The 19,193-nt window shown below is 37.9% G+C and carries 19 protein-coding genes; 2 read left to right on the forward strand and 17 right to left on the reverse strand.

Translation table 11 applies throughout. From position 1 onward, the window contains the following. Positions 1-17: 17 nt before the first annotated feature. The 8 genes from ACKVEV_RS05820 to ACKVEV_RS05855 all read right to left on the reverse strand — a co-directional run bounded on the left by ACKVEV_RS05820 (position 18) and on the right by ACKVEV_RS05855 (position 9,976). The gene (locus ACKVEV_RS05820) at positions 18-1,214 is read right to left on the reverse strand and encodes an acyl-CoA dehydrogenase family protein (protein ID WP_409369464.1); all 1,197 of its coding nucleotides are present in this window, start codon (positions 1,212-1,214) and stop codon (positions 18-20) included. Positions 1,215-1,232: 18 nt separating this feature from the next. Continuing rightward, entirely contained in the window at positions 1,233-1,649 is a 417-nt protein-coding gene (locus ACKVEV_RS05825) for a Zn-ribbon domain-containing OB-fold protein (RefSeq protein WP_409369465.1), read from the reverse strand. Between the two features lie 11 nt (positions 1,650-1,660). Beyond that, entirely contained in the window at positions 1,661-2,824 is a 1,164-nt protein-coding gene (locus ACKVEV_RS05830) for a thiolase C-terminal domain-containing protein (RefSeq protein ID WP_409369466.1), read from the reverse strand. A gap of 26 nt (positions 2,825-2,850) precedes the next feature. Next, on the reverse strand, positions 2,851-3,267 hold the full coding sequence (locus ACKVEV_RS05835) for a MaoC/PaaZ C-terminal domain-containing protein (protein ID WP_402922474.1): 417 nt from the start codon (positions 3,265-3,267) through the stop codon (positions 2,851-2,853). Positions 3,268-3,333: 66 nt separating this feature from the next. Next, complete coding sequence (locus ACKVEV_RS05840; protein ID WP_409369467.1) at positions 3,334-3,789, reverse strand: MaoC family dehydratase N-terminal domain-containing protein; 456 nt, start codon at positions 3,787-3,789, stop codon at positions 3,334-3,336. A gap of 5 nt (positions 3,790-3,794) precedes the next feature. Next, on the reverse strand, positions 3,795-5,963 hold the full coding sequence (locus ACKVEV_RS05845) for an acetate--CoA ligase family protein (protein ID WP_409369468.1): 2,169 nt from the start codon (positions 5,961-5,963) through the stop codon (positions 3,795-3,797). 375 nt (positions 5,964-6,338) lie between these two features. After that, the gene (locus ACKVEV_RS05850) at positions 6,339-8,381 is read right to left on the reverse strand and encodes a helix-turn-helix domain-containing protein (protein ID WP_409369469.1); all 2,043 of its coding nucleotides are present in this window, start codon (positions 8,379-8,381) and stop codon (positions 6,339-6,341) included. Positions 8,382-8,782: 401 nt separating this feature from the next. Further along, positions 8,783-9,976, reverse strand: a complete 1,194-nt coding sequence (locus ACKVEV_RS05855; protein ID WP_409369470.1) for a YhgE/Pip domain-containing protein — start codon at positions 9,974-9,976, stop codon at positions 8,783-8,785. 204 nt (positions 9,977-10,180) lie between these two features. On the opposite strand from ACKVEV_RS05855, the gene ACKVEV_RS05860 reads away from it, so the two are divergent. Continuing rightward, complete coding sequence (locus ACKVEV_RS05860; RefSeq protein WP_409370511.1) at positions 10,181-10,756, forward strand: TetR/AcrR family transcriptional regulator; 576 nt, start codon at positions 10,181-10,183, stop codon at positions 10,754-10,756. Positions 10,757-11,138: 382 nt separating this feature from the next. Here ACKVEV_RS05860 and ACKVEV_RS05865 read toward each other — a convergent pair whose 3' ends face one another. From ACKVEV_RS05865 to ACKVEV_RS05885, 5 genes are read right to left on the reverse strand one after another with little or no spacing between them, the layout of a single operon-like run. After that, positions 11,139-11,801 (reverse strand): carboxymuconolactone decarboxylase family protein, encoded by a 663-nt coding sequence (locus ACKVEV_RS05865; RefSeq protein ID WP_409369471.1) that lies wholly within the window; start codon positions 11,799-11,801, stop codon positions 11,139-11,141. 48 nt (positions 11,802-11,849) lie between these two features. Then, the gene (locus ACKVEV_RS05870; RefSeq protein WP_409369472.1) at positions 11,850-13,337 is read right to left on the reverse strand and encodes a sodium:solute symporter; all 1,488 of its coding nucleotides are present in this window, start codon (positions 13,335-13,337) and stop codon (positions 11,850-11,852) included. Between the two features lies 1 nt (position 13,338). Next, positions 13,339-13,545, reverse strand: a complete 207-nt coding sequence (locus tag ACKVEV_RS05875) for a DUF3311 domain-containing protein (protein WP_409369473.1) — start codon at positions 13,543-13,545, stop codon at positions 13,339-13,341. 21 nt (positions 13,546-13,566) lie between these two features. Next, entirely contained in the window at positions 13,567-14,835 is a 1,269-nt protein-coding gene (locus tag ACKVEV_RS05880; protein ID WP_409369474.1) for an amidohydrolase, read from the reverse strand. Then, positions 14,835-16,037 carry a MalY/PatB family protein gene (locus tag ACKVEV_RS05885; RefSeq protein ID WP_409369475.1) on the reverse strand — a complete coding sequence of 401 codons (1,203 nt, stop codon included), beginning with the start codon at positions 16,035-16,037 and terminating at the stop codon, positions 14,835-14,837. The genes ACKVEV_RS05880 and ACKVEV_RS05885 overlap by 1 nt, the downstream gene beginning before the upstream one ends. A 216-nt stretch (positions 16,038-16,253) precedes the next feature. On the opposite strand from ACKVEV_RS05885, the gene ACKVEV_RS05890 reads away from it, so the two are divergent. Next, positions 16,254-16,721: a MarR family transcriptional regulator gene (locus ACKVEV_RS05890; protein WP_409369476.1), complete on the forward strand. Its 468-nt coding sequence runs from the start codon at positions 16,254-16,256 to the stop codon at positions 16,719-16,721. Between the two features lie 91 nt (positions 16,722-16,812). Here ACKVEV_RS05890 and ACKVEV_RS05895 read toward each other — a convergent pair whose 3' ends face one another. From ACKVEV_RS05895 to ACKVEV_RS05910, 4 genes are all read right to left on the reverse strand, one after another. Further along, complete coding sequence (locus ACKVEV_RS05895) at positions 16,813-17,316, reverse strand: GNAT family N-acetyltransferase (protein WP_409369477.1); 504 nt, start codon at positions 17,314-17,316, stop codon at positions 16,813-16,815. Between the two features lie 197 nt (positions 17,317-17,513). Beyond that, on the reverse strand, positions 17,514-18,011 hold the full coding sequence (locus tag ACKVEV_RS05900; RefSeq protein WP_409369478.1) for a kinase: 498 nt from the start codon (positions 18,009-18,011) through the stop codon (positions 17,514-17,516). Between the two features lie 24 nt (positions 18,012-18,035). Continuing rightward, a complete protein-coding gene (locus ACKVEV_RS05905; protein ID WP_409369479.1) occupies positions 18,036-18,488 on the reverse strand; it encodes a hypothetical protein in 453 nt (150 codons plus the stop codon). 116 nt (positions 18,489-18,604) lie between these two features. Next, the gene (locus ACKVEV_RS05910) at positions 18,605-19,177 is read right to left on the reverse strand and encodes a GNAT family N-acetyltransferase (protein WP_409369480.1); all 573 of its coding nucleotides are present in this window, start codon (positions 19,175-19,177) and stop codon (positions 18,605-18,607) included. Positions 19,178-19,193: the final 16 nt, after the last annotated feature.

The raw sequence follows: 19,193 nt of genomic DNA on the forward strand, positions 1-19,193 counted from the left end.
TTCTACACCCCCGCTTTTTATCGTCCCATATCTTTTGGTAAACCTAGAATTCGTTCAGCAATGGTATTCTTTTGTATTTCACTTGTGCCCCCGCCGATTGTTTGACCAAAAGAGTACAAATAATTGTCTTGCCAATAAGAACGATCGATCAATGCGTTTTCTTTCCAAAGCACACCATGATGCCCCTGCATTGAAATGGCTTGCGCGAACAGCTCTTTTGTTAATTCACTCACGAGTAGCTTATCCATGGAGCTTTCGGCACCTGGATGGCCATTTTTCAATTGCTTCGTTAAATTGCGATAATAGTTTAATAGAGAGCCACGAGAACGTGTGTATAGGTCTACCATTGTTTTACGAATAAACGGGTTTTTAATAAGTGGCTCATCGTCATCATTCAATTCCTTTGCTAATGCAACTAAATCATTGAATTGTTGCTCAAGGGTAAATACTTGGCCACCGATACCTGTACGTTCGTGCATTAGTAATGCAATGATTACTTTCCAGCCTTCATCTACTTGGCCGATAATTTCTGCATCATAAGCAACAGCATCATTTAAATACACTTCATTAAAATCTTTTTGCCCATCCATTGAAACGATTGGTCGTGTTTCCACCCCAGGTTGGTGCATATCTAGCAGGAAGACCGTAATGCCTTTATGTTTTTTCTCTAATTTGTTCGTTCTAGTAATTAAGAAGCAGCGATCAGCGACATGACCGAAACTCGTCCAAACCTTTTGTCCGTTAATAATCCAGCGATCGCCATCTTTTACGGCAGTCGTTTGGATAGCGGCAACATCTGAACCGGCATTCGGCTCTGAATAGCCTTGGCACCAAACTTCTTCCCCTGTAATAATTTTTTCGATATATTTTTTTCTCTGTTCTTCTGTACCGATTTGCATTAATGTAGGCGCCACCATATGCAAACCTACATAGTTGATTAACGGTGGCGCTTTGACACGCACCATTTCTTGTTGATAGACGATTTCTTCCATCAACGTTGCATCACGACCACCATATTGTTTTGGCCAAGCAATCGCTGCCCAACCACCTTCATAAAGTTTCTTTTGCCAATCGCGTAAAAATAACTCATATTCTTTCGATTCTTTATCTAATTGCACTTCTCCTTGCAACCAGCCGTCCGGTAAATTGGCCTCTAACCAAGTTCGTAATTCTTGGCGGAATTGCTCTTCTTTTTTTGTAAATGAAAAATCCATCGTCTCAGTCCTTTCTAGTTATGCTTGTATCCATTGAGGAAGTGCACGATCTTCCGTAATATCTTGCCAAGTCATTTTCACAGGCATGCCGATTTTAATTTGCTCTGGTGGGCATTCTAGTACGTTCCCAATAATTTTGACTTCCGGTAAATGATCTAACTGTACAACGACGATAATCGTTGGTAAATCGTCTTGGAAGCCCGGTAAGAAAGGACGATACGATACAACATACGAATAAATGGAACCTGTAATATCCGACCCTTGACTTTCCCACCTAAGTGCCGTAGAACCACATTTAGCACATGCTGGGCCAGGTGGGTGATTATAGGAATGACATGTATCACATTTTTGCAGGACTAGCTCATGACGATCAGCTGCATCCCAATATGGTTGATTGTCTTGTGTTTTTAGTGGAATTGGTTTTTGATAACTCATGATTTTCCCTCCTAGTTTCTTAAAATCATTGCACCCGCTATATCAGGGCCAGCCCAGCCAGTACAAATGCCGATTTCACAATTTTCCACTTGACGTGCTGTTCCTTTATAGTCGTGACGAATTTGACGAACGATTTCAAGGACGTTGTTCATGCCGTGCGTATATCCTTCTGAAAGCATACCGCCAGCAGTATTCGTTGGCAGCTTACCACCCATTTTCAGATTGCCACTTGCTACGAAATCGCCCACTTCACCACGAGTTGCGAAGCCATATGCTTCTAACTGGCGCAACACAACCCAACTAAAGCAATCGTAAATCGATGCTACTTGAATATCTTGTGGTGTTACACCTGCTTTTTTATATAGGGAAGGTGCGACGAAATCGGACGCTACTTCATCTAAATTCGTCCAATAATGAGCATGAGACACTGTCCGTCTCGCTTCAATGCCCATAATATAAACGGGCTTAGACTTGCAATCCTTTGCTTTTTCAGCAGATGTGACGATGATGGCATTCGCTTCGTCTGATTCTAAGCAAAAATCATGTTTCGTAAATGGATAGCTTAAATGTGGTGTTTTTAAATACTCTTCCATCGATAAAGGTTTCCCATAGAAGAACGCTTTCGGATTGCGTTGTGCATGCTCATAAAAGCTAACACAGACATGTCCTAAATGTTCTTGTGTAAGACCAGCTTGTTGCATATGGCGTGTGGCAAATAAGCCGAACCATTGACCTGGTCCACCTGCGCCGTACGGAATGAAAAAGCTTCCGCCATCCATTGCCCCTTGTAGCATATTGACATCCCAGCCGCCACCACCCATACGAACGCCTGAACGACCATTCATCGCACGATAGATGAGAACGGTATTGACTTGACCTGTTTCAATTAAGCCGATTGCATCTGCAATCAGCATCTCTGTACTACTGCCGCCACCCATAATATCTTTCACATATTTTGGTCGAGCGCCTAAATAAGTAGCTAATTGATGGGATGTACAAGAATCATTTTCAGAATAGCTCATGACGCCATCAATTTCTCTCGCTTCTAAACCGGCATCTTTTAATGCTGCTCGTGCAGCATCTAATGCTAAATGTAAAGGTGTTGTACCTGAATTTTTTGAACGTTCACTTTCTCCTACACCTACGATGGCATAGCGATCTTTAATAGTAGCCATATTGCCAACCTCCTTAATTGCTATAGTTAAATCATTTGTAAAGTTGCTTCACCAAAACCAACAATTTTCCCTGGCGCTTTTTCAGCATACAGTTCCAAATCAACACATTGCTTTGCTTGGTCTTCATACACTTTTTTGACGATGGCTGAACAAGTAATCGCGTCGCCCGGTCTTGTCATCGCACCAAAACGCATTTTGAAATTCGTTGGGGTAGCCGATGTACCTGCTAATTCCATAATGTATTGACCAAGAAAGCCCATTACTAGCATTCCATGTGCAATAACACCAGGCATCCCAATGCTTTGTGCAAATGCATCATCTGTATGTAAAGGATTGAAATCCCCTGATGCACCAGCATATTTTACAAGCTGTACTTTCGTCACAGCTGGCTTCACAAGTGGTTCAAGCTTTTGTCCTTCTTGTAATTCTTTCAATTGAAGCATGATTCTTCCCCCTTAGTGATCGATTGAAAGTTGAACGAAGATTGTAGCATCTTCGTTCAACACTGGTTACGCTTTACTACTTACGACAGCCCGATAAATGATATTTGTACGACTAATAACGACCAGTTCACCGTTTTCATCTTTCATTTCTGTATCCATTACTAAAAACTGCATCGGTCCATTTTTGCCTTCTTTTTCATAAACGTTTGTCACTTTCATTTGACAATGCAAACGGTCCCCTGGGCGAATCGGACGTTGATAGATGAACTCTTGCTCACCATGCAGCATGCGACTATAATCCAACGGCAGCTCCACACCTTGACCGCTATCCGCACCGATCGCAACAGGGAAACTCGGTGGAGCAATAATGCCACCATAAACCGTTGATTTTGCGTAGGCTTCGTCTACATACAATGGATTTGGATCGCCAATTGCTTCAGCAAATTGACGAATATGCCTTTTTTCTACTTCAAAAATATATTGAGGTCCTGTTAAACCTATTAAACTTTGATCTAGCTCCATCTGTTTTACCCCCCGACTACTGACTTTTCTAAACTATCTTGACTGACAACAATCATTGCATCTGCTGCTTTAACCCCGTCTTCATAAACGATTAAAGGATTAATATCCAACTCTTCAATAATTGCTTCATTTTCTGTGACAAGTTTTGATACCTTTAACAACACGTCAATAATCGCTTCAATATCGCTATGCACTTTGCCACGTGCCCCTTTAAGCAGAGCCTTGCCTTTGACTTCTTCAATCATTTCTACAGCATCCGCTCTTGTCAGTGGAGCTACTCTAAATGAAATATCTTTAAATACTTCAACAAAAATGCCACCTAATCCAAACATTACGACAGGGCCGAAATTCGGATCTTTTGTTGCACCGACAATGACTTCAATCCCTTCAGGTAGCATTTCTTGAACCGCAACGCCGTTAATAAGCGCATCTGCTTTATAGTTCCTCGCATTGTGCATTATTTCAGTAAACGCTTTCATTACTTCGTTCGCTGATTGAACATTTAGTCGAATCGCATCAGCCTCGGTTTTATGCGGAATATCAGCAGAATCGACTTTTAATACAACTGGATAACCGATTGAATTGGCAAATTGAACCGCTTCCTCAGCGGATGTCGCAACAGTACGTCTTGTCGTTGGAATGCCATAAAGATCTAAAATATCCGTTGCCTGTGCCTCACTTAATGTCGTACCTGTTACAAGGGACATATCTAGTTGTTGCTCCGGTGTTTGTTCTTCTTGGCTAATAGATTGCTGATGTTTGCGATAACTCTCGCTATACTCAACTAGCTTAGCTAAGCCTTTAATTGGATTTAAATTACCTGGAATAACAGGAATGCCATTTTTCTCAAGTTCAGCTTTGCCTTTAGGAACAGACATACCTTCTAATGGGAATGTTGTAATAAAGACAAATTTATCGGAGTTTTTACAAATATCGATAAACTCCTGTAAATATGGATTATCGGCCTCCCAATACAATGGGAATTCAGTTAAAATAATATTATGCACTTCCGGATCCGCTACAAGTGCACGTAATGGTGCAATATATAGTTCAGGATTCGTTACGGAAGCGGCAGCTGTTAAGTCAATTGGATTGAGGGCACTTCCGAAAGATGGAATATGCTTTTTAATCTCTGTTTTCGTGTTCTCGCTCAGCGGAAGAATGTTTAATCCTAAACCTTCGCAACGATCCGCTTCATTAATGCCACGTCCACCTGAGCTTGTAATTAGCACTGTATTTTTACCTTGTGGTAGTCGATTCGATAAAAATAATTTTGAGAACGTAATAATATCCTCATAATCATCTACTCTGACAATGCCACTTTGTCTGAAAAATGCATCATAAATTAAATCTGAACCAGCAAGTGAACCAGTATGGGATGCAGCTGCTCTACTTCCAGCCGAACTTTTCCCTGTTTTCATTAAAGCAATCGGTTTTTTCTGCTCCAACGCTTCTTTCGCTAAACGACGAAGCTTTTTAATATCTTTAGCCCCTTCAAGATAGCCTGTTATTACTTTTGTTTTTGGATCATGGATCATATATTCCACTACATCCGAAAATTCTGTTTCCATTTCGTTGCCGACACTAGCAAAATAATTAAAGCTTAGACCATTTTGCGCTGCGGCCATATACGTTAAGACACCAAATGCACCACTTTGTGAAACGTAGCCTACTGCTTTTTCTTCATGCAATGGTACGGCTAAAATAGCTGGTGAGAACGTGCCAATCATGCCATTCGTTGTATTCACTAATCCCACACAGTTTGGACCAATGATGCGAATACCGTGTTCCTTTGCAATGCTTGCTAATTGTTCTTGCAATAAGATGCCTTCTTCTCCGGTTTCAGAAAATCCTGATGCAAAAATAATGGCAGCTTTCACATTCTTTTCCGCACATTGTAGAAGATTGTCCAGAATTTGTTCTGCACCTACACAGAAGATAGCTAAATCAACTTCTCCCGGAACAGCATTGATGGAAGGGTAACAAGTACGTCCTTCTATTTCACTTGCTTTCGGGTTAATCGGATAAATGTCTCCAGTAAATCCGCCGTCAATAAGTGCTTTTAATTGAATGTAACCAATTTTATATTGATTCGTGGAAGCACCAAGTACTGCAACAGACTGTGGATTAAACAAAGGTTCTAGCGATTCATAAGCTTTTAATTCTTTCGTCATTATTTCACCTCGGTATCGAATAGTAGAAAAACAATTGATTATGTTGTCTATTGTAACGAACGTATTTTAAATATTCAGAAAAAAGTTTACGTAAAATAATTTAATTATTAGGGAGTAAAATAAAGAAAAACAGATGAAAAACCTAGGTACAGCAAGGCTCAAATTGTTCACATTTTATTTTCGGTGCACACTAACCCCGACATCTACACACGATAGCCTCGACTTACGGGAAGGATAATAGCTTATCTTTCAGCTAAATACTAAGAAATGATTATCATTGTACAAGATAAAAGAAGCCTATTTTTCAAAAAAGAAAACTGCCTTTACATATCGTTTTCAACCGATATGAAGGCAGTTTTACTATTTTACTATTCTTTAATAAAATTTTTGCAACCAACGATGAATGTTATTTTGAATTTTGACCGAAGGCGTTTTAATGCCCCTTTCAATATTGCTAATATAGGATGGTGAAATTTCAAGTTCTTCTGCCACTTGTAACAGAGATAAATCAAACTGTTTGCGGATTGCTCGTAATTGTTTACCGATTGTGGCACCCTTCGCTTGATGTTGTGCATTATCTTGAATATCAATGGCATAGTGAACCGTATTTTTGGTCTTTTCAATCGAGCGATACTGTTCTTTAATAATTTCCGGTGGTTCAACAAGAATAGTGGAATCTAACCATAATCGTACCCATCCTTTATTATTGGCGATTGATTCATCCCATTTATGATAATGCCAAGCAGATAGAACACCATCTTCAAGCAATTGATCCAATGCTTTTTCTAAGCGATCTCTTGTACGAGAGGGTGTGCGCTCATTAATCGTTTCACCTATCGCTTCTAATAATGTGCGAATTTTATTAGGCTGCAGAAAATCACCTTTTCTTGCTTGGGTTCTCCAGCGCCAACTTAAATATCGCGCCAATCTTTTTTCCCACTTTTGACTGTAAGGATTATAATGTAAAGTTTGAATAGGTAACAACGCAATTTGTCTTCCTGAGCCATACAAATACTTTGTAAAAACTTTATCTACTGTAAAGGTAAAAGTCTTCTGCTTATCTAATTGTGCAATATCATATTCATTTCGGTTATGATCCAGGAAAAGGAATGTTCGTCCATGGAGTTGCGTTTGAACGGCTTTTCCTTTTTCATAGACAGTGGCTTTATTTAATTCAAGCCATAAACTTTGAATTTTTGTAAGCGATTGCAAAACCTTGTCTTTTTGTTGTTGCTCATACCCACCTCTGCGCCCTTCTCCACCTAATTTTGGCTTTAAACCGCGAATCATCAATAAATCATTAAAGTGGATTTCAATAATATCTTCTGTATGGCGTGCTTTCGATAAAAAGATACTACATAATGCATCAAACATATCAACGTCTAAATCGGTTAAGTGTTGCGCTTGATGATACGCTTGTTCAATCAGACATTGTGGCGTGATGGCCTGCTCTGACGTATGAAATGGCCGAATTTGAATAACGCCTTCTAAATTCCCTTTATATAAAGCTGTAGTAGGCCAAGGTGTGTTATCTATCGTGTGAAAACTATTTTTATATAGTGCTTCCCTGACATATTGATAAGGCGCATTATTCATAACATGTAGGTGTTGTTCTACACCTAATGTATACGTAATCATTTTACTTAATGGCAGTGTATCTTGATTGTTTGTTGTGGCGATTTGAAGCATTCCTTCAATTTCAGCTGCTGTTAAATCTGCTAACTTCATGGTAGCACTAATTTTATAAAACCAATCTGTCATATAGTTATTTACGATGTTTGTATATTTAGAAAGAAACGTTTCATTAGATGCTAGATTTTTAGTCAATTGCTGATAAAATAGTTCATTTAATTCTTGTGTGCTCATCTGATGCATTGTTTCAAAGCCATACATAGTTTCTAGCTCTTCCAGAATCCATTCCGTTAAATAAACTTGAAACCATGAACACAATTCTTCCCATGCTGTATCATCACCCAGAAAAGTATTAGCTTTAATAATTTCCTCTACTCGATGAACATATTGTTCAAAAGTAATAGCATTATTATGCGTGGAGTTACTCCTTTGCGCTTCTTTTAACAGGTCTTCATATTTTTGCAGTAAAAGCGAAACAATGTTTTTGGATATTTCAGTGATAACGCGATTTCTTGAAGTTATCCGTAAATTCATAAATAATTGTTCACTTTCTTTATAAGTATGATCCCAAATGACAAAGGAGCTAGAAATTACATTTTTCGTCAATGTAATCGCTTTGCTGTTTTGGTCGTTACTTGCTATTTTCTGTTGTTCATAAATACAAAGTACATAATAGTTATCAATTTTATTGAATAATTTTCTATTCATTTTCGTTCTATTAATTTCATTTCGAAGCATTTCCAATTGGTTAAAGGCAACAGTCTCGTAATCCGTTTTATTTATCATGAATACCTCCTTGAAAAAAATGCGAACAGCATGACTTGTACTATATGTACATATAAGTAATTTTATCACCAGTTAACAGAATATTCTATATTTATCTTTTTGATAGTGTTAATTATTAGGTCTTAGTTTATAGAAACATAGATGACTACTAATGCTGATTTCCCGCTTTCCGCGGGCACATACGAAAGCCGCAACCCTCGCTACGCGCGGTTTGTTGCGTCTTTCGTTTTGTGCTTTCCCGCAGGAGTCGCCAGCCTTCCGCTCCAATCATCTTGAAAGATTGATAGAAAAATCTCATTTTATAAGCACTAATTGTATTAAAAACGGCAAAAGGCAACAAGAGTAAAATACTTGAGCCTTTTGCCGATAACCTCATTTCAACAAATTGAGGTCTTTAAACGTTATTGTAAGGAATCTTGTGTTACTTGCTCCAATGGTAGATCCTTCATTTTTAATACAGAAGCAAAAATAATGATCATACTAACGACACCGATCCATACGAGAGTAGATACTGACGTGTTCCAAGAAAGTCCTTTGTTAAAGAAAAACAGTTCTCGTAAACCTTCCACCATAAATCGCATTGGTAACCAAGGGTACACCCAATCGTGATAAAAAGTTGACAACATTTCAGGTGCTAATGCTAGTAGTGGTGCACCAAAGAATAGCATGAGCGCAAAGATAGCTATTCCTTGAATACCAAGCCAGGAGATAACAGCTGTGATTAATAGGAAGAAACTAAAGGATGTAATCGTTAAAAATAATGCCGTGTCTATATATGAAGGAATATGAATACCTACCATACCATCTACAATCCATGGTAGCCCGAAGCCTATAATGAGAGCGACTATGGCCCCTAGAATCATCTGACCAACAAGTAGTGTAAGCTTCTCTTTTCGAGTATGAATGGCTACTTTATTGATGGCAATAAAGACGAAGGCTGTGCTAATCATAACAGCCATCCATAATGGTTGAAACAAAGATACTGGTGCATTACCGTTTGCGCTATGCTCTCCAGTTGCATGCACATTGGTAATGGTTTTGGAAATGGGTGTCACAAAATTAGTAGCCTGCTCTACCGTTAACGTTGCCCCTTTCGCTGCAAATTCTGCAAAAAGTTGCGTGCGCACATGAGTATTAATATTATCGACTACCCCATTTAATACTTGCCCCGCAATCGTTGAAGCTGCCGTATTCATCCCTTGATTTATATAGATTTGAACTTCAGGGATAGATGGCTCGGGTGTTTGCAATGAAACTTGTTTGGCACTAAAATCTTTTGGAAAAACGATTGCCGCATAATATTGCTGTGCATCGAGTCCCCTTTGTACCTCTTCGTTACTCTCTACAATCACCCATTTTACAGCGGGTTCTTTACCTTTTACTGCCCCAGCAGTCGTTTGAATCATTTCAACAATGCTATTGCCTACATTTAGCTTTGGTTGACCTTGTAGCTCAACACCTTGATCTTCATTGACAATTGCAATCGGTAAATTTTTCGGTTGTGCTTGCACCGCCGGAAATAAAGTGAGTGAAAAAATAAAAATGATGATGAGTGCAAGAATCGGCGCTAACCAAACGATTTTATTTTTGAACATGTCATTATCTCTCCTCTTTGAGTTATAATAATGAACAACCTGTTGTTTATTACAATTTGAATTATAGATGTGAGATCACATCCGTACAATAATCAAAAATAGTCTTACTGTCGTTTATAGAACACATTCCATCAAAATGTTGGATAAAATTTAGGAGAGGTTCATTTGAGAGAAAATTATACGGATTTACGTGTCGTTCGGACAATGGAGTCCATTAAAGAAGCATTCGTCGAATTAATTGAAGAAAAAGGCTTTGAAGCAATTACCGTTAAAGATATTACAACGAAAGCTAAAATCAATCGGGGGACATTTTATGCGCATTACCAAGATAAGTATGATTTAATGAATCGTTACCAAGAAGAATTTATGATAGAAATGTCAACAATCGCAAAGCAACATATAGCAAAATTGATGACTAGCATTAGTACGAATAACCCGATCAAACAACCACTAGATATTGCGGTTTTCATTTTTGAATTTTTAGAGCGCAATCGAAAATTTATAAAAGCGATATTAGGTCCTAATGGTGACTTATCCTTTCAAACCAAACTGAAAAATTTTATGTGGAAAGCAATTTTTGAAAACCACGATACCCCTATACAGCCAGGTAAACTACTTGTTCCAGGAGAATATTTAATCTCTTATATCGCTTCAGCCCATATCGGCGTTATTCAGCAGTGGTTGCTGGAAGACCGAAAAGAAACACCACAAGAAATGGCACAAATATTATCAACTATCACATTCAATGGCCCATTTTTTGCTGCAGGCTTGAAGCAATAGCAAAAAAGAGACATTTCCATAAGGCAATGTCTCTTTTTTATGGATTTGCTTCTAAATAGTTAATGCTGCTTTAACTCCTATTTCCACACCTTTGGCAGTCGACTAATCTCTACCGCTGATCTTGCAGGACGGTGTTGTCCAAAAGCTAACTGTATTGCTCGTTTACCATAGCAAAATACTCCATGTCTTTGTTGACGATATTTTTAATTGAAAGATACTAGGCCTCTAAAGCTGAAGTTTATCGTTTTCTCCTACTTCATTCGTTATTGGATCAACGAAAAGTTGCCCTGATAAAAATAATAAATCCCCTGCCGTAAACTCCTTGAGATAAAGTCCAATTGCTTTTGGCTCCTTGTCTCTAAAAAATGATTTGTATCATTACTTATTCATTATCGTCATACGCATTAAGCGCATTGACGCTATGGGCCAGCGCCGATCCTGCCTTAAGAGCGGTAGCAACAAATATCGCTTCAACTAATTCTTCTCGCGATACGTCTAACTTCTTGGCATTTTTAGTATGAATTTCGATGCAATACGCACAGCCAGTTATATGTGCAATCGCAACTGCAATTAACTCTTTGTCTTTTTTGCTTAAAAGCCCTGGCTTCAATGCTGCTAAATCAAATTGATTAAATGCACGGAAGGCTTCTGGGCTTAATTGATTAATCTCTTTAAAACGAGCAAGATTTGATTTTTGATATAAATCTTCATTGTTTTCTCCATCATATGCTTGTAATGCATTTAAGCCATGCGCAATAGCAGATCCAGCTTTTAGCGCAGTCGCCACCATAATTGCTTCTGTCATTTCTTCTTTAGAAACTTGTAATTTCTTTGCATTCGCAACGTGTGCATCAATACAGTAAGGGCAACCAGTGACATGCGCAGCAGCAATGGCAATTAATTCTTTCGTTTTTTTAGAAAGGATACCATCAGCTAGCGCCAAACGATCGAAAGTAGCAAATGCTTTGAATGTCTCAGGTGCTAGTTTTGCAAGCTCTGGTAATCTACGAATATTTGATTTTTGGTATAAACTATTATTTTCCACGTAAAACGCCTCCGTTTAATTTTAATCAGAATTTTCAGATAAATAATATTAAGAAATACTTTCTACCGCTTTCTCATTAGATGATTCGTCATGTAGCACAATTCCTTTTCTGGTAAATGCGCTAACAGTGAGCGTTACAAAGATATTGACCCCTAAAGCAAGAAAACCGATATTAATATCCTGTAAATAAGATGGCCAACTCGGGAACAGCGTGCTTAAATTTGTACCAGTTGCCGCTTGCCAACCAACTATCGCCACACCGACAATAATTCCGACGAATACTCCTTGGAGCGTAAACGGATTTTTCTTAAAAAAGCTACATACTACCGCAGGTGCGAATTGTGTCACGAGACCATAGCCCATTAAAAATAATAACGTAATGGCTCCTCCACCACTAAATGTAAAGTACAAAGCAACTAGTGCCACCATTGGTACAGTGTAACGAGCAATACGTCCAATTTGCTGATCCGTCGTTTGCGGTCGAAGCGGTTTAACAATATTTTTGGCAAATAAAGTTGCCGCTGACATTAAAATTAATGAACCCGGCACAATGGCAGTTAACAGCCCTGCTGCGCCAATCAAACCTACGATAATTGGATGAAATGTTTGTGTGGATATTTTAAATAATGCTAAATCTACATTACCACCTGATAGATTTGGCACTTGTAAAATAGCTGCCGCTCCAGCAAAAAGAACAAATAAGATAAATAGTGCATAAATCGGAAGCATAATGGCATTTTTCCTTAGCGCATTACCACTTTTTGCTGAGAAAGTCGCAACAAAAGTATGTGGCCACATATAAAACCCTAACGATGTTAACATCATTGTCGATACATACCACGAGGCACTCAAACCTGAGTCTGGCAGCGATAAAAACCCAGGATTCGCCACTTCAATTGCTTCCCACATCGGTTGAATCCCGCCATAATAATGAAAAGGTAAATAAAGCCCTAAAAATAGTACGACGCCAAGAATGAGAAAATCCTTGATTACCGCTGTCCAAGCAGAGCCATGTATACCCGAAACCATCACATAAACAATCATCGCAATTGTGCCGATCCATATTGTAATTTTCGGATCAATGGCACCGTAGGAAGCTTCAGAAACAATAATGCCAAGACCTTTTAGCTGGATAATTAAATAAGGAATTAACGCCGCTAGTCCTACAACAGCAATCAGCATGCCAAGCGCTTTGCTTTTATAGGCTTTTTCAAAAAAGTCGGATTGCGATAGCAAATTATGTTTCTTACCATAGCTCCATATTTTCGGTGTTAACCAATAGGCAATGACATAGTTTAGCATCATAATATTATAAAATGCTGCGCCACCTTTTCCATACATCCAACCACTTATTCCTAAAAAAGCACTCGTTGTATAGATCTCACCTGCCATTAATAGAAATATAAAAATGGAGCCAAATCCTCTGCCACCAACACTCCATTGCTCTAGACTCATATCCTTCCCTCTACTAGCAATAACACCTAACAGTAATGCAATACATAAGAAAAATGCAATGATTCCTACCGATATAATCATCTTATTCTAGCTCCTCTCTAGCACTAGGATTTAAACGGTGCACTATTAGCATTAAGCCTGTCCCTAACAAAATCCATAAAACCATCCAGAATAACAGGAATGGAAGACCTAGAACATATGGTTCGGCACTTTTAATAAAGGGGATTCCTAAAGGCATTCCAATATATGCAATGAACGATAGTAAGTAGCAAAGTCTTTTGCGTGTCATTATTTCATCTCCTTTTTTAACTTAATGTCTTATTAGCTGGGCAAAACCGTTCGCAACAAATAAGCTTTTAATATCTCTTGTATCTGGCGTAAAGGTAATTTCATTGTCGTTATTAAGAAAATCAATTGTGTATTGTACAGTAGCTGCTACACCAAGCTTTAAAGCATCTTCATCTAAATCAAAGAACACATTATGATGTTCTGCCCCAATGCCTTTTTCGACATTTTCAATGCCCAAAAAGGCAAAGATACCGGGAAAATACTTTTCATAAAACGCAAATGATTCGGATGCCATCCACGCTGGTGAAGTGTACAGAGCTTCTTCACCAACGGCTTTTTCGATAGCCACTTTCGCAATTTGTGCACACTCTTTTTGGTTGCTGACAATTAAATCACATTCCTTAGGCTCTGTAATAAATTCATAAGTACAGTGATGTAAATCACAAACCTTTTCTAGTATTCTTTTAAATTCTTTCGCAGCATGTGCCCCTTGTTCAAAGTCCAAATATCGTGCTGTTCCGGAAAACTGTAAATCTTCAGGAATAATATTGCTGGCAGTGCCCGAATTTATCATACCGATTGAATAGGTAATGGTTTTATAAGGATCTAGGGAGCTTAACCGCATTGCTTTTAAATTGCTATAGAAGTCTGTAAAGCAATCTAATGGCGCAATCGATAAATCCGGACGTGAGCCGTGTCCACTTTTTCCTTTAATTAAGACATTAAAGCTAAATGAAGCGGCCATTCTTGGTCCTTGCTCAATAGAAATTTTTCCAGTTGGTATATCCGACTTTAAATGGATGCCCCATACTCCATCTGCACCAATCTCGCATAAGCGCTTTAATAGATTAAAAATGCCTCCTCCCATCTCCTCCCCTTGTTCAAAAGCGAGCAGCACTTTCCCTTTCACTTTGTCTTGATGCTGACTTAAAATTTTAGCAGCCCCTAAGAGCATCGCTGTATGTCCATCATGGCCACAAGTATGCGCAGCTTGGTCCGTATTAGATACAACTACCTTTTTCATTTTTAAATTATTTTCTTCTTCCTTCATCGGCAGCGCATCTAAATCTGCCCTAAGAATTAATGTTTTTCCAGCTTGATTGCCCTCGATAAAGCCAATAATGCCACCATCAGGCACAATCTCATAACGAATGCCCATTTTGCTTAACTCTTCAGTTACTACTTTCATTGTTCTGACTTCGTTTAAACCAATCTCTGGGTGTCTATGAAGATCTCTTCTAATGCCAATGACATAGTCTTCTATTTGTTGTGCGAGTTCAAATGCTTTCATTATGCATCGCCCCTTTCGATATCTTGAAATTCCTTAGCAATTCTTTCAAGTGCTTCTTCAATAAGTGGTCTCGGTGATGGGATGCAGATTCGTTGCCAGCATTCACCTTCCTCGCCAAATAAGTCACCGTCTTCCAGTAGCACATTGGCTTTATTATAAATACGATCATGTACTTCTTGTGCTGGAAGTCCATATCCGCTAAAGTCCATCCACATGACATAAGTGCCTTCAGGAATACTGACTTTCACAGTAGGCAATTTTTTAGCTAAAAATTGTTTCACGTAGGCCATTGTGTCGTCAATATATTGTGTCAATTGCTCTAACCATTCCTCCCCTTCATTGTAGACAGCAATAAGGGCAGCAACTGTAAATGGAGATGGTAATTGCATCCCCATTGCTTCACTATAAATCTTTCTTAGTTCAGCATTGGAAATAATAACATTCGTGCAATGTAAACCTGCAACATTAAATGTTTTGTTGATCGCTGTGCAAGTAATGATGTGGTCGGTATTGTTCGCAATGTTAGCTAATGGTGTAAATGTGTGATTTTTTCTAATTAAGTCTCCGTGAATTTCATCTGCTACAATAAGGACATTGTTTTTTTCACAAATAGCTGAAAGCCTTTTCAATTCTTCGTTTGTAAAAATTCTTCCAGTAGGATTATGTGGGTGACAAAGCACAAACATACTTGTGTTCTCTTCTTGTGCTTTCGCTTCAAAATCTTCAAAATCAATGGTGTAATAGCCATCACTACGACGAATTAAGGCATTATTTCGAACATTTCTGCCATTCCCTTCAATAGCTGCTGTAAATGGTGGATAAACAGGACGTTGGATAATGACACCATCACCAGGCTTAGTTAATGCTCTTACTGCTACGTTTAAAGCATGAACGGTACCAGGGCTAAAAACAATGGCCTCTTTGTCAATTGTCCAGTTATGCCTTTTTTTAAACCACTGCTGAATTGCTTGATAGTACTCATCTGGAAAAACAGAGTAACCAAATATACGATGCTCCACCGTTCTATGGAGCGCTTCAATCAATGGCTGAGGTACTGGTAAATCCATATCAGCTGTAAATAATGGAATCGTCTCATCATCATATCTTTCTGTATAACCTAATTGTTTAATTAACTCTCCGCCGTCCCACTTCAAGGAATACGTATTTCGACGTTCAATTTTTTCATCAAAATTGTAATGCACTATATAGCCCCCTTCGGATATTTCTGTTAAAAAGCATTTTTTCAAACGTTTAAAATGAATTTTTCTCAGTTTAGCACCTTAACTGTAAAATGGTCAATATAAAATTCAGATTTTTTTAAAAATTATTCCTTTTATACGTAACTATCTCTATTCGATTTTCTAATATGTTAGAATGTATTCATAATTGTCTATTGCGGATTGAAAGGAGGCTGTGAAATGGAGAAGGAGAAAGTGTTTTACGAACTAATGGAAACCCTTTATGAAACATCAAGGCTTATTAGTTCATACGAAAATATTCCAAGAAAGTACGGAACCGATGACGAGCTTTATATGATTGAAGTACATACACTAAACTTAATTGGCGATCAAATTAAAACGAATACTTCTGAAATAGCAGAATTAACAAATCGTACAAAAAGTGCTGTTTCTCAAATGGTCGATAAATTAATCAAAAAAGACTTAGCATTTAAATATCGAAATCCTAATAATTATCGAGAATTAACCATTGAATTAACACCAAAAGGCAAGTTAGTTTATGAATATCATAAAAAGCTAGATCAAGAAGAGTATGGCAACCATTTGCAAAACCTTGAGCAATTTACAACAGAAGATTTTCAGAAGTATATTACTATTTTAAATGTCATCAATCGCAGAACACGCAATGTGCTAAATGGTAAAGAATGAAAAAGGTTATGACCTACAAAAAATGGCTACTGTATAAAACAAAAGAAGACCTCAAAAAGGTCCTCTTTTTTGTTTATATTTATCGCTTTTGTTAGATAAATCTCCAATAATATAACTCGGCTGTTTCATTATAAAGTACTGCCCCTGCTTTTTCTAATACTTTATGTGATGCGATATTATTTTTTTCCGTATCCGCAACAACCGATTTTACATCAGGTTGGCTTAACAACCAGTTTTTCATTGCGTAAATGGTTTCTGTCATAAAGCCGTTTCGTTGGTAATCAGGCAATGTGTAATACCCTATAATGACCTCACCATTGGCGTTTGGGAGACCTTTTAACATGATCCCACCAACAGTGCAGTTATGGCTTTTGGACACAATCAACCAATTGGTATACCAAATATAATGATCCTGATCATCCAATAATTTTGCAAGTCGAATTTTCATCGCTTGTTGAAGTTCTGTATCTAAAAAACTATCGGATGACATTAAAGAAAATTTTTGCGCTAGTTGCTTTGGATCCTCAATAAGGTTCTTTAGATTTTCTGCGTTCAAAGGTATTATTCTTAATCTTTCTGTGTGCAATTCTACCATGATGTCTCTCCTATTCTCATTTTTGACGTTGAGTGTTAGACAAAAATATTAAAATAGGTATATGTTATTGGCAGCTACTCCTAAATTGTCATTCCAATGAATTATTCATTGGTCCATAAATTTTAGCATTTTTTAGTATAGTTGTAAATTCGAGCTCAATATATCCATTGTAAGAGATACTTGCATAGAAATGCTAGCTAATTCGATAATTGATTCATGATTAAATTGACGACATCTTGCTGCGACAGTTCATTCGACAATCGTATTTCTCCGTCCACTTCAAGGGTATCATGAGGCCTCCACCATGCACGTAAAGATTCTTCTCCAAAGTCCAGCTTTTGCGCCCTCGTTTCATGTCGTTTAACTGTCTCCTCAAACGATAAATCAAAATAATAAGTAAAAGTCCTGGGCGCAAACAGTTGAATTAAACTATTTAGCATATTACCGTAACGACTTTTATATAAGATGCCTTCGACAATGACAAATTCACTTTTATCCTTGCCGTACTCAGCTATTTGACGAATTAAATCAATGGATAGGTTACCATCTCTATCGTGCACTTTTAACATATCACGACGTACTACATCTTGTGAAACGAGCAGCGTGCCACGCCCCAATTGGTTTTGCAATTGTTTCGCTGTAGTTGTTTTCCCACTGCCTGCGTTGCCTCGTATAATAATTAGTTTAGATTCCATTTTCTATTCTCCTAATCTACAGCATTACTCTACTTCTAATGCAAATGCATAATGGGCATCCCCAATCGATAGCTCATCTTTCTGCCATCTTAAACTATAGGAATAATAGTATATTCCTTTTTGTGTCGGTGCAGAAAAATGAACATCTTGCAGCTCAATACTGACTTCTTCCTCATTTTCTCTAAATATTGAGAGCTCTATGGTGGTTGGTGGTGGTTCAAAGTCCATCATAAACTTAATCGTTTGTCCTGGTTCGACCTTAATGGTCTCGCTATTTTTTAACATGTCAATAGGACCCGATGTATCAACACATCGTTCTTGCCAACAATATGTACCAAGCTTTGTTGGATAACTCTCACCTGCTATTACAATAAAAACGTTAGGTGGTGTATCCCCTTGAAGGCTATTATATGTACAACCTGATAAGCAAACACCAAAAAGAAACGCGAAGCAAAATAACCCCTTGGGAATGTGCATGTCCTCCTTTCTTAGCAAACATACTTTATTAATACCTTATATTACCATATTGTTGAGTTGAATTAATAGCTTTAGCTCAATAAAAGACGTTAATCACTATGATTAACGCCTCTCAACTAATTGACTTTGTCCTTTTGCCAATCCTCTTTCAGCAATGTATAATGTGCATACATTAGCTCATCAATTTCAATATTTTCTTTGTATTGGAAGCCGCATTTTTCAATCACCTTGGTCGAACTAACATTTTGCAGTTGGACGATTGTATTGACTTGTTCCACATTTGTCTGCTCAAATAAAAATTGTATTAAACCTTGTACTGCTTGCGTTGTGTATCCACGATTGCGGTAATGTTTTGACATAGCATAAGCGATTTCACGATTTGGTTCACATAGTTCTTCTTTTATGCCAGTATTGCAAAAACCAATAAATTCACCAGTTTCCTTTAAGATAATTCCTAGCATTAAGTAATTTTGACCTATTATATTCGGCAATGCTGATAAAAATGCTTTGTTAGCAGGTATTTCATAATTTGTAACCCAGTTTAGCCGTTGTTCTCTTGTCGAACGCCAATCTGGCAAAAACTCATAGACTTCCGGTTGTGAAGTAAGTTCATAAATAGCATCTACATCTTCCACACGAAACGCTCTTAATAAAACTTCACCACAGTCGATTGTAAAGTAATGATGCATTGTAAAGCCTCCATTT

It is taken from the genome of Lysinibacillus sp. 38-6, assembly GCF_046245175.1.
GTDB lineage: Bacteria > Bacillota > Bacilli > Bacillales_A > Planococcaceae > Lysinibacillus.

What these genes read in the sequence shown, in the direction of transcription:
- ACKVEV_RS05820 (WP_409369464.1), bottom strand. Translation starts at nt 1,214, where the DNA reads ATGGATTTTTCATTTACAAAAAAAGAAGAGCAATTCCGCCAAGAATTA.
- ACKVEV_RS05825 (WP_409369465.1), bottom strand. Translation starts at nt 1,649, where the DNA reads ATGAGTTATCAAAAACCAATTCCACTAAAAACACAAGACAATCAACCA.
- ACKVEV_RS05830 (WP_409369466.1), bottom strand. Translation starts at nt 2,824, where the DNA reads ATGGCTACTATTAAAGATCGCTATGCCATCGTAGGTGTAGGAGAAAGT.
- ACKVEV_RS05835 (WP_402922474.1), bottom strand. Translation starts at nt 3,267, where the DNA reads ATGCTTCAATTGAAAGAATTACAAGAAGGACAAAAGCTTGAACCACTT.
- ACKVEV_RS05840 (WP_409369467.1), bottom strand. Translation starts at nt 3,789, where the DNA reads ATGGAGCTAGATCAAAGTTTAATAGGTTTAACAGGACCTCAATATATT.
- ACKVEV_RS05845 (WP_409369468.1), bottom strand. Translation starts at nt 5,963, where the DNA reads ATGACGAAAGAATTAAAAGCTTATGAATCGCTAGAACCTTTGTTTAAT.
- ACKVEV_RS05850 (WP_409369469.1), bottom strand. Translation starts at nt 8,381, where the DNA reads ATGATAAATAAAACGGATTACGAGACTGTTGCCTTTAACCAATTGGAA.
- ACKVEV_RS05855 (WP_409369470.1), bottom strand. Translation starts at nt 9,976, where the DNA reads ATGTTCAAAAATAAAATCGTTTGGTTAGCGCCGATTCTTGCACTCATC.
- ACKVEV_RS05860 (WP_409370511.1), top strand. Translation starts at nt 10,181, where the DNA reads ATGGAGTCCATTAAAGAAGCATTCGTCGAATTAATTGAAGAAAAAGGC.
- ACKVEV_RS05870 (WP_409369472.1), bottom strand. Translation starts at nt 13,337, where the DNA reads ATGATTATATCGGTAGGAATCATTGCATTTTTCTTATGTATTGCATTA.
- ACKVEV_RS05875 (WP_409369473.1), bottom strand. Translation starts at nt 13,545, where the DNA reads ATGACACGCAAAAGACTTTGCTACTTACTATCGTTCATTGCATATATT.
- ACKVEV_RS05880 (WP_409369474.1), bottom strand. Translation starts at nt 14,835, where the DNA reads ATGAAAGCATTTGAACTCGCACAACAAATAGAAGACTATGTCATTGGC.
- ACKVEV_RS05890 (WP_409369476.1), top strand. Translation starts at nt 16,254, where the DNA reads ATGGAGAAGGAGAAAGTGTTTTACGAACTAATGGAAACCCTTTATGAA.
- ACKVEV_RS05895 (WP_409369477.1), bottom strand. Translation starts at nt 17,316, where the DNA reads ATGGTAGAATTGCACACAGAAAGATTAAGAATAATACCTTTGAACGCA.
- ACKVEV_RS05900 (WP_409369478.1), bottom strand. Translation starts at nt 18,011, where the DNA reads ATGGAATCTAAACTAATTATTATACGAGGCAACGCAGGCAGTGGGAAA.
- ACKVEV_RS05905 (WP_409369479.1), bottom strand. Translation starts at nt 18,488, where the DNA reads ATGCACATTCCCAAGGGGTTATTTTGCTTCGCGTTTCTTTTTGGTGTT.
- ACKVEV_RS05910 (WP_409369480.1), bottom strand. Translation starts at nt 19,177, where the DNA reads ATGCATCATTACTTTACAATCGACTGTGGTGAAGTTTTATTAAGAGCG.